The sequence below is a fragment of the Microbacterium ginsengisoli genome (genome assembly GCF_000956535.1).
Taxonomy (GTDB): Bacteria; Actinomycetota; Actinomycetes; order Actinomycetales; family Microbacteriaceae; genus Microbacterium; species Microbacterium ginsengisoli.
Window position 1 is genome coordinate 17,204 of the sequence record NZ_JYIY01000064.1, and the last position, 9,732, is coordinate 26,935.

The window sequence follows — 9,732 nt, forward strand, 5'->3', positions numbered from 1 at the left end:
GATGCCGGCGCGCGCCGCGCGCACAGAGTCCCAGGTTATCCCACAGCCGCCGCAGAGCAGACGGCGGAGGTTGCGAGGGAATGCGAACAGGGGCCGGAGCATGCTCCGACCCCTGTCTGCGACTTACTTGACGCTGCCGCCCGCGGCGACGATCTTCTGCTCGGCCGAGCCGGAGACCTTGTCGACGGTGACGTTCAGCGCCACCTCGAGGTCACCATCGCCCAGGACCTTCACCTTCTCGTTCTTGCGCACGGCACCCTTGGCGACGAGGTCGCTGATGGTGACATCACCACCCGACGGGTAGAGCTCGGCGAGCTTGGAGAGGTTCACGACCTGGTACTCGACGCGGAACGGGTTCTTGAACCCGCGCAGCTTCGGCGTACGCATGTGCAGAGGCATCTGGCCGCCCTCGAAGCCCTGACGGACCTGGTAGCGGGCCTTCGTGCCCTTGGTACCACGGCCCGCGGTCTTACCCTTCGAGCCCTCACCGCGACCGACACGGGTCTTCGCGGTGTTGGCGCCGGGGACCGGACGCAGGTGGTGCACCTTCAGGACGCCGGGACGCGAGGTCGCGACATCCTTCTTCTCGGCGGCCTTCGGCGCGGCCTTGGCGGCCGGCTTCTTGGCGGGGGCCTTCTCGGCAGCCGGCTTGGCGGCGGCCTTCTCGGCGGCGGGCTTGTCCGCAGCCTTCGCGGCGGGCTTGCGAGCCGGCGCCTTGGGCGCCTTCTCCTCGGCCTTCTCGTTGGCGTTCTCAGCCATCAGTCGAGCTCCTCAACCTTCACGAGGTGAGCGACGGCACGCACGTAGCCGCGGGTCTGAGCGTCATCGGGGCGAACAACGGAGTCGCCGATGCGCTTGAGACCGAGGCTGCGCAGCGTGTCACGCTGGTTCTGCTTCTCGCTCACCTTGGACTTGATCTGGGTGACCTTCAGACGTGCGGACATCAGGCACCTACCTTCTGTGCGGCCGCAGCCTCGGCCTCGGCACGCACCAGACGCGCGGGGGCGACCTGGTCGAAGTCGAGACCACGACGGGCGGCGACGTGACGCGGCTCCTCGAGCTGCTTCAGCGCCTCGACGGTCGCGTGCACGATGTTGATCGTGTTCGACGAGCCGAGCGACTTCGACAGCACGTCGTGGATGCCGGCGCACTCGAGCACCGCACGCACCGGACCACCGGCGATAACACCGGTACCGGCGGCGGCGGGACGCAGCAGCACCACACCGGCGGCCGCCTCACCCTGCACCGGGTGCGGGATGGTCGAGCCGACGCGGGGCACGCGGAAGAAGTTGCGCTTGGCCTCTTCGACACCCTTCGAGATGGCGAGCGGGACCTCGCGGGCCTTGCCGTAGCCCACACCCACGACGCCGTTGCCGTCACCGACGACGACGAGCGCGGTGAAGCTGAAGCGGCGTCCGCCCTTGACGACCTTCGACACGCGGTTGATCGTCACGACGCGCTCGAGGAACTGGCTCTCCGAACGGTCGCGCGAGTTGCGGTCGCGGTTGGGGTTGCGCTCGCGACCGCCGCGGCGGGGCTCGCGCTCGCGCGCGGCGTCGGCCTGCTCGGGGGCGGCCTGCGCGGTGGCGTCAGTCACTTCGGTCTCCTTGTTGTCACTCACAGGTTCAGCCCCCCTTCACGGGCGCCGTCGGCGATCGCCGCGACGCGACCCGCGTAGCGGTTGCCACCGCGGTCGAACACGGCGTCGGCGACACCGGCGGCCTTGGCGCGCTCGGCGACGAGCTCGCCGACCTTGCGCGCCTTGGCGGTCTTGTCACCCTCGAACGAGCGCAGGTCGACCTCGAGCGTCGAGGCGGATGCCACGGTGTGGCCCTTGCTGTCGTCGACGAGCTGCACGAACACGTGGCGCGCAGACCGGGTGACGACCAGGCGCGGACGCGCCTCGGTGCCCACGACCTTCTTGCGCAGACGCGCGTGACGGCGCGAGCGCGAGGCGGACTTGGAAGTCGTAGCCATGGTTACTTACCAGCCTTTCCGGCCTTGCGCCGAACGACCTCGCCGGCGTAGCGCACACCCTTGCCCTTGTAGGGCTCGGGCTTGCGGATCTTGCGGATGTTGGCGGCCACCTCGCCGACGGCCTGCTTGTCGATGCCACTGACTGTGAGCTTGTTGTTGCCCTCGACGGTGAACGTGATGCCGGCCGGCGGGTCGACGAGGACCGGGTGCGAGAAGCCGAGGGCGAACTCGACCGAGGAGCCCTTCTGGGCCACGCGGTAACCGGTGCCGACGACCTCGAGGCCCTTGGAGTAGCCCTGGGTCACGCCGACGATGTTGTTGCTGATGAGCGTGCGGGTCAGGCCGTGGAGCGACCGCGACTCGCGCTCGTCATCGGGGCGGGTGACGAGAACCTGGTTCTCCTCGACCTTGACCTCGATGGGGCGGGCCACGGCGAGCGTGAGCTCGCCCTTGGGGCCCTTGACCGCGACATCCTGGCCCTCGACGGTCACAGTGACGCCGGCGGGGATGTCGATGGGAAGACGTCCGATACGAGACATGTCAGGTCACCACACGTAGGCGAGGACTTCCCCACCCACGCCCTTCTGCTCAGCCTGGCGGTCCGTGAGGAGGCCCGAGGAGGTGGACAGGATGGCGACGCCGAGTCCGCCGAGCACCTTGGGAAGCTCGGTCGACTTGGCGTACACGCGCAGGCCGGGCTTCGACACGCGCTTGATGCCGGCGATCGACCGCTCGCGGTTCGGGCCGTACTTCAGCGTGAGGGTGAGGGTCTGGCCCACGCGAGCCTCAGCGACGCCCCAATCCGAGATGTAGCCCTCCTGCTTGAGGATCTCGGCGATGTGCGTCTTGAGCTTCGAGCTCGGCAGCGAGACGGCGTCGTGGTGAGCCGAGTTCGCGTTGCGCAGACGGGTCAGCAGGTCTGCGACCGGGTCTGTCATCGTCATGAGTGTTGTTTCCTTTGTTCACCAGGTTTCGAGGAGCCGTACACGGCACTCGACCTGTGGTGGATGGGTGTTACGCCTGGGCGTCCGCTCCGCGGAACGGGAAGCCGAGGTGACGCAGGAGCGCACGGCCCTCGTCGTCGGTGGACGCGGTGGTGACGATCGTGATGTCGAAACCACGCACGCGGTCGATGCGGTCCTGGTTGATCTCGTGGAAGACCGACTGCTCCTGCAGACCGAACGTGTAGTTGCCGTGACCGTCGAACTGCTTGTCCGAGAGGCCGCGGAAGTCGCGGATGCGGGGCAGGGCGAGGTTCACCAGGCGGTCGATGAACTCCCACGCGCGGTCGCCGCGCAGGGTGACGTGGGCACCGATGGCCTGGCCCTCGCGCAGCTTGAACTGCGCGATGGACTTGCGGGCCTTGGTGACGATCGGCTTCTGGCCGGTGATCTTGGTGAGGTCGTCGACCGCACCATCGATCACCTTGCTGTCACGAGCCGCCTCACCGACACCGGTGTTGACGACGACCTTCACGAGGCCGGGAATCTGCATGACGTTCGCGTACTGGAACTCTTCCTGCAGCTTCTTCTGGATCTCGTTCTTGTAGATCTGCTTCAGGCGGGGCTGGATCTTGCCAGCCGCCGCGGCAGTAGCGGTGCTCATCAGAGGTCCTTACCTGACTTCTTCGCGTAGCGGACGCGCACGGTGCGCTTCACGCCGTCCTTGACCTTCTCCTCCACGCGGTGGCCCACGCGGGTCGGCTTCTTGGTCGAGGGGTCGACCAGCGCGACGTTGGAGATGTGGATGGGGGCTTCGACGGTCTCGATGCCACCCGTCTTGGTGCCGCGGTCGGTCTGGCCGACGCGGGTGTGCTTGGTGACGTAGTTCACGCCTTCGACGATGACGCGGTTCTGCTCGACGAGGACCTCGAGGACCTTGCCCTGCTTGCCGCGGTCTCCGCCGCGCTCGGGCTTGGCGCCCGAGATGACCTGAACCAGGTCACCCTTCTTGATGTTCGCCATGATCAGATGACCTCCGGGGCGAGCGAGACGATCTTCATGAACTTCTTGTCGCGAAGCTCACGACCGACCGGGCCGAAGATGCGGGTGCCGCGGGGCTCCCCGTCGTTCTTCAGGATCACGGCGGCGTTCTCGTCGAACTTGATGTACGAACCGTCGGGACGACGGGTCTGCTTGACGGTGCGGACGACGACGGCCTTGACCACGTCGCCCTTCTTGACGTTTCCACCGGGGATCGCGTCCTTGACCGTGGCGACGATCACGTCGCCCAGGCCCGCGTAACGCCGGTTGGAGCCGCCCAGCACACGAATCGTCAGCAGCTCCTTGGCGCCGGTGTTGTCGGCGACCTTGAGGCGGGACTCGTTCTGAATCACTTCTTACTCCTTGGGTTCCAAGCAGCCGCGAGGGCTTACTTGGCCTTCTCGAGGATCTCGACCAGGCGCCAGCGCTTGGTGGCGCTGAGCGGACGGGTCTCGTTGATGAGGACCAGGTCGCCGATGCCGGCGGAGTTCGCCTCGTCGTGCGCCTTGACCTTCGAGGTGCGGCGGATGACCTTGCCGTAGAGCGGGTGCTTCACGCGGTCCTCGACCTCGACGACGATCGTCTTGTCCATCTTGTCGCTGACGACGTAGCCGCGGCGGGCCTTGCGGTAACCGCGCGCGCCCTCCTCGCGGACATCGTGGGCGCCGTGCTCGACGACCTCGGTCGCCTCAGCGGTCTTCTTCGTGGTGGCCATCACTCAGCCTCTCCTTCGGCGGGAGCCGGGGCATCCTCGGTCTTCTTCGCCTTGCTCTTGCTGGCCTTCTTCGCCGGAGCCGCGGCCACCGGGGTGGCACGGATACCGAGCTCGCGCTCGCGGATCACGGTGTAGATGCGGGCGATGTCGCGCTTCACGGCGCGGATGCGGCCGTGGCTCTCGAGCTGGCCGGTGGCCGACTGGAAGCGCAGGTTGAACAGCTCCTCCTTGGCCTTGCGGAGCTCCTCAACGAGGCGCTCGTTCTCGAACGTGTCGAGCTCGCTCGGGGCGAGCTGCTTGGTGCCGACAGCCATTACGCGTCGCCCTCCTCGCGCTTGATGATTCGTGCCTTGAGAGGCAGCTTGTGGATGGCCCGCTGGAGGGCCTCGCGAGCGAGCTGCTCGTTGACGCCGGCGACCTCGAAGAGGACACGGCCCGGCTTGACGTTGGCGACCCACCACTCCGGCGAACCCTTACCGGAACCCATGCGGGTTTCGGCCGGCTTCTTGGTGAGCGGACGGTCGGGGTAGATGTTGATCCACACCTTGCCGCCACGCTTGATGTGACGAGTCATCGCGATACGAGCGGACTCGATCTGACGGTTGGTCACGTAGGCGGGGGTCAGAGCCTGGATGCCGAACTCACCGAACGACACCTTCGTGCCGCCGGTCGCCTGGCCATCGCGCCCCGGGTGGTGCTGCTTGCGGTACTTGACCTTGCGGGGGATGAGCATTATGCCGACGCTCCTTCTGCCACGGGGGCCTCGTTGCGGGGACCGCGACGACGGTCGCCGCCGCGGTCATCGCGACCACGGGGGGACTTGGGCGCGTTCGCCTGCTCGCGAGCGAGTTCCTTGTTGGTGAGATCGCCCTTGTAGATCCAGACCTTCACACCGATGCGGCCGAACGTGGTCTTGGCCTCGTAGAAGCCGTAGTCGATGTTCGCGCGCAGCGTGTGCAGCGGCACCCGACCCTCGCGGTAGAACTCCGACCGGCTCATCTCCGCGCCGCCGAGGCGGCCCGAGACCTGGATCCGGATGCCCTTGGCGCCGGCGCGCTGGGCGCCCTGCAGACCCTTGCGCATCGCGCGACGGAACGCCACACGAGCCGAGAGCTGCTCGGCGATGCCCTGAGCGACGAGCTGGGCGTCGGCCTCGGGGTTCTTGACCTCGAGGATGTTGAGCTGGATCTGCTTGCCGGTGAGCTTCTCGAGGTCGGCACGGATGCGCTCGGCCTCGGCGCCGCGGCGACCGATCACGATGCCCGGGCGGGCGGTGTGGATGTCGACGCGCACGCGGTCACGGGTGCGCTCGATCTCGATGTTGCTCACACCGGCACGGTCGAGGCTCGTGAGGAGCAGCTTGCGGATCTTGATGTCCTCGGCCACGTAGTCGGCGTAACGCTGACCCGGCTTCGTCGAGTCGGAGAACCACCGCGACACGTGGTCGGTGGTGATGCCGAGGCGGAAGCCGTACGGGTTGACCTTCTGTCCCATTACTTGCTCGCCTTCTTCGCAGCGGCCGAGGTCTCGGCGACCTCGGGGGTCGAGAGCACGACCGTGATGTGGCTCGTGCGCTTCTTGATCTGGAAGGCACGGCCCTGCGCGCGGGCCTGGAAACGCTTGAGCGTCGTGCCCTCGTCGACGTACGCGTTCTTCACGTACAGGTCCTGCTCGTCCAGGTACTCGTTGAGCTGGTCGGCCTTCACGCGAGCGTTCGCGACAGCCGAGGCGACGAGCTTGTAGATCGGCTCGGACGCACTCTGCGGCGCGAACTTCAGGATGGCGAGGGCCTCACCGGCCTGCTTGCCCTTGATGAGCGCGACGACACGACGAGCCTTCTGAGGGGTCACGCGGATGTGCTTCACGCGTGCGATGGATTCCACCATGTTCTCTCCTCCTCTTTCTCTCTCCAGGAGCGCCCCCGCGTCAGCGGCGGCGACCCTTCTTGTCGTCCTTCTCGTGGCCGCGGAAGGTGCGGGTGGGCGCGAACTCGCCCAGCTTGTGGCCGACCATGGTCTCGGTCACGAACACGGGGATGTGCTTGCGACCGTCGTGCACGGCGATCGTGTGCCCGAGCATGGCCGGGATGATCATCGAGCGACGCGACCAGGTCTTGATGACGTTCTTCGAACCCGCCTCGTTCTGCGAGACAACCTTGCGAAGCAGGTGCTCGTCGACGAAGGGGCCCTTCTTCAGACTGCGTGGCATCTTCTTGACTCCTACTTGCGCTTCTTGCCGGCGGTGCGACGGCGGACGATGTACTTGTCGCTTTCCTTGTTGGCGTGACGGGTACGACCCTCCGCCTGACCCCACGGCGTGACGGGGTGACGACCACCGGACGTCTTGCCCTCACCACCACCGTGCGGGTGGTCGACCGGGTTCATCGCGACACCACGGACGGTGGGACGCACGCCGAGCCAGCGCTTGCGGCCCGCCTTGCCCCAGTTGATGTTCGACTGCTCGGCGTTGCCGACCTCGCCGATCGTGGCGCGGCAGCGTGCGTCGACGTTGCGGATCTCACCCGAGGGGAGACGCAGCTGGGCGTAGGGGCCGTCCTTCGCGACGAGACGCACACCGGCGCCGGCCGAGCGGGCGAGCTTCGCGCCGCCGCCCGGGCGCAGCTCGATGGCATGCACGACGGTACCGGTGGGGATGTTGCGCAGCGGCAGGTTGTTGCCGGGCTTGATGTCGGCCGCGGGACCGGACTCGATCACGTCGCCCTGCTGCAGCTTGTTCGGGGCGAGGATGTAACGCTTCTCGCCGTCGACGTAGTGCAGGAGCGCGATGCGCGCGGTGCGGTTGGGGTCGTACTCGATGTGAGCGACCTTCGCGTTGATGCCGTCCTTGTCGTTGCGACGGAAGTCGATGACGCGGTACTGACGCTTGTGGCCACCACCGATGTGACGGGTGGTGATGCGGCCCTGGTTGTTGCGGCCACCGGTCTTGGCGAGCGGGCGCAGCAGCGACTTCTCCGGCGTCGAACGCGTGATCTCGGCGAAGTCGGCGACCGACGAGCCGCGACGACCGGGGGTCGTGGGCTTGTACTTGCGAATAGCCATTTCTCTAGTCCTCTATCCCGACGTCAGCCGACGCTCGTGAAGATGTCGATGGTGCCCGACTTGAGCGTGACGATGGCGCGCTTGGTGTCCTTGCGCTTGCCCACGCCGAAGCGGGTGCGACGGGCCTTGCCCGTGCGGTTGATCGTGTTGACCGACGCCACCTGGACGCCGAAGATCTTCTCGATCGCGAGCTTGATCTCGGTCTTGTTCGAGCGCGGGTCCACGAGGAACGTGTACTTGCCCTCGTCGATGAGCCCGTAGCTCTTCTCGGAGACGACCGGCTTCAGGATGATGTCGCGCGGGTCCTTGCCGACGGTGCTCATGCGGAGACCTCCTCAGTGGCCGTCTTCGCCGCGACGAACGCGTCGTAGGCGGCCTTGGTGAACACGATGTCGTCGGAGACCAGAACGTCGTAGGCGTTCAGCTGGTCGAACGAGAGCACGTGCACGTACGAGATGTTGCGCACGCTCTTGAGCGTGAGCTCGTCATCGCGCTCGACGACGACGAGCACGTTCTTCGTCGGCGCGAGAGCGGTGAGAACCGCAGCCGCAGCCTTCGTCGAAGGTGCACCGTCGATCGCGAACGAGTCGACGATGTGAAGACGCTCGCCGCGAGCGCGGTCGCTCAGCGCACCGAGGAGCGCGGCGGCGATCATCTTCTTGGGGGTGCGCTGCGAGTAGTCGCGCGGCTTCGGGCCGTGGACGATGCCACCACCGGTCATGTGCGGCGCGCGGATCGAACCCTGACGGGCGTTACCCGTGCCCTTCTGCTTGAAGGGCTTGCGGCCGGCACCGGAGACCTCACCGCGACGCTTGGTCGAGTGAGTGCCCTGGCGAGCCGCGGCGAGCTGCGCCACGACGACCTGGTGGATGAGCGGGACGTTGGTCTTGACGTCGAAGAGCGCGGCGGGAAGCTCCACCGAGCCGGCCTTCGTGCCGGCGGCGCTGTGGACGTCGAGCGCGAGAGTCGTGTCAGACATGGACTCAGGCCCCCTTCACTGCGTTGCGGACGTACACGAGGCGGCCGCGGGCACCGGGGACGGCGCCCTTGACGAGCAGCAGACCCTTCTCGGCGTCGACGGCGTGCACCGTGAGGTTGAGGACGGTCACGCGCTCGCCACCCATACGGCCGGCCATGCGCATGCCCTTGAAGACGCGGCTCGGGGTCGACGAGGCGCCGATCGAACCGGGCTTGCGGTGGTTGCGGTGCGCACCGTGCGACGCGGAGACACCCTTGAAGTTGTGGCGCTTCATGACACCGGCGGTGCCCTTGCCCTTGCTGGTGCCGACGACGTCGACCAGCTGGCCCGACTCGAACACGCCCTCAGCCGTCAGTTCCTGACCGAGTGAGTAGTCGGAGGCGTCGGCGGTGCGGATCTCGGTCACGTGGCGGCGCGGCGTGACGCCGGCTGCCTCGAAGTGGCCCCCGAGGGGCTTGGTGACCTTGCGGGGGTCGATCTGGCCCGCGGCGATCTGAACGGCGTTGTAGCCGTCCTTCTCGACGGTGCGGATCTGCGTCACGACGTTGGGCGTCACCTGGATGACGGTGACGGGAACGAGCTTGCCGTTCTCGTTCCAGACCTGGGTCATGCCGAGCTTGGTTCCCAGCAGACCCTTCGAAACCTTGGAGTTGATGTCAGTCATCGTGGGCCTCAGAGCTTGATCTCGATGTTGACATCGGCCGGGAGGTCGAGACGCATCAGCGAGTCGACGGCCTTGGGCGTCGGGTCGATGATGTCGATGAGGCGCTTGTGGGTGCGCATCTCGAAGTGCTCGCGGCTGTCCTTGTACTTGTGGGGCGACCGGATGACGACCACGACGTTCTTCTCGGTCGGCAGGGGCACGGGGCCCACCACGGTCGCGCCGGCACGGGTCACGGTGTCGACGATCTTGCGCGCGGAGCTGTCGAGGCCCGCGTGATCGTACGACTTCAGGCGAATGCGGATCTTCTGTCCCGCCATTTGTCTGCTCACTCTCTTTCTCGCGTCTTACGTCGTGAA

The 9,732-nt window shown here is 66.9% G+C and carries 20 protein-coding genes; all 20 read right to left on the reverse strand.

The features are described 5' to 3' along the window. Positions 1 to 123: 123 nt before the first annotated feature. Positions 124 to 759, reverse strand: a complete 636-nt coding sequence (gene rplO, locus RR49_RS04070) for a 50S ribosomal protein L15 (protein ID WP_048809280.1) — start codon at positions 757 to 759, stop codon at positions 124 to 126. After that, positions 759 to 944, reverse strand: a complete 186-nt coding sequence (gene rpmD / locus RR49_RS04075) for a 50S ribosomal protein L30 (protein ID WP_045246792.1) — start codon at positions 942 to 944, stop codon at positions 759 to 761. The genes rplO and rpmD overlap by 1 nt, the downstream gene beginning before the upstream one ends. Beyond that, a complete protein-coding gene (gene rpsE, locus RR49_RS04080) occupies positions 944 to 1,597 on the reverse strand; it encodes a 30S ribosomal protein S5 (RefSeq protein WP_052672000.1) in 654 nt (217 codons plus the stop codon). The genes rpmD and rpsE overlap by 1 nt, the downstream gene beginning before the upstream one ends. 20 nt (positions 1,598 to 1,617) lie before the next feature. Beyond that, positions 1,618 to 1,977, reverse strand: coding sequence for a 50S ribosomal protein L18 (gene rplR / locus RR49_RS04085; RefSeq protein ID WP_045246794.1), 360 nt, complete (start codon positions 1,975 to 1,977; stop codon positions 1,618 to 1,620). A 2-nt stretch (positions 1,978 to 1,979) separates the two neighbouring features. After that, complete coding sequence (gene rplF / locus RR49_RS04090; protein ID WP_045246795.1) at positions 1,980 to 2,516, reverse strand: 50S ribosomal protein L6; 537 nt, start codon at positions 2,514 to 2,516, stop codon at positions 1,980 to 1,982. Between the two features lie 6 nt (positions 2,517 to 2,522). Next, entirely contained in the window at positions 2,523 to 2,921 is a 399-nt protein-coding gene (gene rpsH, locus RR49_RS04095; RefSeq protein ID WP_045246796.1) for a 30S ribosomal protein S8, read from the reverse strand. 70 nt (positions 2,922 to 2,991) lie between these two features. Continuing rightward, positions 2,992 to 3,582, reverse strand: coding sequence for a 50S ribosomal protein L5 (gene rplE, locus RR49_RS04100; protein ID WP_045246797.1), 591 nt, complete (start codon positions 3,580 to 3,582; stop codon positions 2,992 to 2,994). Beyond that, complete coding sequence (gene rplX, locus RR49_RS04105) at positions 3,582 to 3,941, reverse strand: 50S ribosomal protein L24 (RefSeq protein ID WP_045246798.1); 360 nt, start codon at positions 3,939 to 3,941, stop codon at positions 3,582 to 3,584. The genes rplE and rplX overlap by 1 nt, the downstream gene beginning before the upstream one ends. Before the next feature lie 2 nt (positions 3,942 to 3,943). Beyond that, positions 3,944 to 4,312 carry a 50S ribosomal protein L14 gene (rplN, locus tag RR49_RS04110; RefSeq protein ID WP_045246799.1) on the reverse strand — a complete coding sequence of 123 codons (369 nt, stop codon included), beginning with the start codon at positions 4,310 to 4,312 and terminating at the stop codon, positions 3,944 to 3,946. Positions 4,313 to 4,347: 35 nt separating this feature from the next. Beyond that, positions 4,348 to 4,674, reverse strand: coding sequence for a 30S ribosomal protein S17 (gene rpsQ / locus RR49_RS04115; protein WP_045246800.1), 327 nt, complete (start codon positions 4,672 to 4,674; stop codon positions 4,348 to 4,350). Continuing rightward, positions 4,674 to 4,988: a 50S ribosomal protein L29 gene (rpmC, locus tag RR49_RS04120; RefSeq protein WP_045246801.1), complete on the reverse strand. Its 315-nt coding sequence runs from the start codon at positions 4,986 to 4,988 to the stop codon at positions 4,674 to 4,676. Before rpmC ends, rpsQ begins: the two co-directional genes overlap by 1 nt. After that, on the reverse strand, positions 4,988 to 5,407 hold the full coding sequence (rplP, locus tag RR49_RS04125; RefSeq protein ID WP_045246802.1) for a 50S ribosomal protein L16: 420 nt from the start codon (positions 5,405 to 5,407) through the stop codon (positions 4,988 to 4,990). Before rplP ends, rpmC begins: the two co-directional genes overlap by 1 nt. Further along, positions 5,407 to 6,168 carry a 30S ribosomal protein S3 gene (gene rpsC, locus RR49_RS04130; RefSeq protein ID WP_045246803.1) on the reverse strand — a complete coding sequence of 254 codons (762 nt, stop codon included), beginning with the start codon at positions 6,166 to 6,168 and terminating at the stop codon, positions 5,407 to 5,409. The genes rplP and rpsC overlap by 1 nt, the downstream gene beginning before the upstream one ends. Continuing rightward, positions 6,168 to 6,560, reverse strand: a complete 393-nt coding sequence (gene rplV, locus RR49_RS04135; protein ID WP_045246804.1) for a 50S ribosomal protein L22 — start codon at positions 6,558 to 6,560, stop codon at positions 6,168 to 6,170. The genes rpsC and rplV overlap by 1 nt, the downstream gene beginning before the upstream one ends. Before the next feature lie 40 nt (positions 6,561 to 6,600). After that, positions 6,601 to 6,882: a 30S ribosomal protein S19 gene (gene rpsS / locus RR49_RS04140; RefSeq protein ID WP_045246805.1), complete on the reverse strand. Its 282-nt coding sequence runs from the start codon at positions 6,880 to 6,882 to the stop codon at positions 6,601 to 6,603. A gap of 11 nt (positions 6,883 to 6,893) precedes the next feature. Then, positions 6,894 to 7,733, reverse strand: a complete 840-nt coding sequence (gene rplB, locus RR49_RS04145) for a 50S ribosomal protein L2 (RefSeq protein WP_045246806.1) — start codon at positions 7,731 to 7,733, stop codon at positions 6,894 to 6,896. Between the two features lie 23 nt (positions 7,734 to 7,756). Further along, positions 7,757 to 8,056, reverse strand: a complete 300-nt coding sequence (gene rplW / locus RR49_RS04150) for a 50S ribosomal protein L23 (protein ID WP_045246807.1) — start codon at positions 8,054 to 8,056, stop codon at positions 7,757 to 7,759. Beyond that, a complete protein-coding gene (rplD, locus tag RR49_RS04155) occupies positions 8,053 to 8,712 on the reverse strand; it encodes a 50S ribosomal protein L4 (RefSeq protein ID WP_045246808.1) in 660 nt (219 codons plus the stop codon). The genes rplW and rplD overlap by 4 nt, the downstream gene beginning before the upstream one ends. A gap of 4 nt (positions 8,713 to 8,716) precedes the next feature. Beyond that, positions 8,717 to 9,376: a 50S ribosomal protein L3 gene (rplC, locus tag RR49_RS04160; RefSeq protein ID WP_045246809.1), complete on the reverse strand. Its 660-nt coding sequence runs from the start codon at positions 9,374 to 9,376 to the stop codon at positions 8,717 to 8,719. Between the two features lie 8 nt (positions 9,377 to 9,384). After that, positions 9,385 to 9,693, reverse strand: a complete 309-nt coding sequence (gene rpsJ, locus RR49_RS04165) for a 30S ribosomal protein S10 (RefSeq protein WP_045246810.1) — start codon at positions 9,691 to 9,693, stop codon at positions 9,385 to 9,387. Positions 9,694 to 9,732: the final 39 nt, after the last annotated feature.

Excerpts from the sequence above, each read along its gene's own strand:
- rplO (WP_048809280.1), bottom strand. The coding sequence starts at position 759 with ATGGCTGAGAACGCCAACGAGAAGGCCGAGGAGAAGGCGCCCAAGGCG.
- rpmD (WP_045246792.1), bottom strand. The coding sequence starts at position 944 with ATGTCCGCACGTCTGAAGGTCACCCAGATCAAGTCCAAGGTGAGCGAG.
- rplR (WP_045246794.1), bottom strand. The coding sequence starts at position 1,977 with ATGGCTACGACTTCCAAGTCCGCCTCGCGCTCGCGCCGTCACGCGCGT.
- rplF (WP_045246795.1), bottom strand. The coding sequence starts at position 2,516 with ATGTCTCGTATCGGACGTCTTCCCATCGACATCCCCGCCGGCGTCACT.
- rpsH (WP_045246796.1), bottom strand. The coding sequence starts at position 2,921 with ATGACGATGACAGACCCGGTCGCAGACCTGCTGACCCGTCTGCGCAAC.
- rplE (WP_045246797.1), bottom strand. The coding sequence starts at position 3,582 with ATGAGCACCGCTACTGCCGCGGCGGCTGGCAAGATCCAGCCCCGCCTG.
- rplX (WP_045246798.1), bottom strand. The coding sequence starts at position 3,941 with ATGGCGAACATCAAGAAGGGTGACCTGGTTCAGGTCATCTCGGGCGCC.
- rpsQ (WP_045246800.1), bottom strand. The coding sequence starts at position 4,674 with ATGGCCACCACGAAGAAGACCGCTGAGGCGACCGAGGTCGTCGAGCAC.
- rpmC (WP_045246801.1), bottom strand. The coding sequence starts at position 4,988 with ATGGCTGTCGGCACCAAGCAGCTCGCCCCGAGCGAGCTCGACACGTTC.
- rplP (WP_045246802.1), bottom strand. The coding sequence starts at position 5,407 with ATGCTCATCCCCCGCAAGGTCAAGTACCGCAAGCAGCACCACCCGGGG.
- rpsC (WP_045246803.1), bottom strand. The coding sequence starts at position 6,168 with ATGGGACAGAAGGTCAACCCGTACGGCTTCCGCCTCGGCATCACCACC.
- rplV (WP_045246804.1), bottom strand. The coding sequence starts at position 6,560 with ATGGTGGAATCCATCGCACGCGTGAAGCACATCCGCGTGACCCCTCAG.
- rpsS (WP_045246805.1), bottom strand. The coding sequence starts at position 6,882 with ATGCCACGCAGTCTGAAGAAGGGCCCCTTCGTCGACGAGCACCTGCTT.
- rplB (WP_045246806.1), bottom strand. The coding sequence starts at position 7,733 with ATGGCTATTCGCAAGTACAAGCCCACGACCCCCGGTCGTCGCGGCTCG.
- rplW (WP_045246807.1), bottom strand. The coding sequence starts at position 8,056 with ATGAGCACCGTCGGCAAGGACCCGCGCGACATCATCCTGAAGCCGGTC.
- rplD (WP_045246808.1), bottom strand. The coding sequence starts at position 8,712 with ATGTCTGACACGACTCTCGCGCTCGACGTCCACAGCGCCGCCGGCACG.
- rplC (WP_045246809.1), bottom strand. The coding sequence starts at position 9,376 with ATGACTGACATCAACTCCAAGGTTTCGAAGGGTCTGCTGGGAACCAAG.
- rpsJ (WP_045246810.1), bottom strand. The coding sequence starts at position 9,693 with ATGGCGGGACAGAAGATCCGCATTCGCCTGAAGTCGTACGATCACGCG.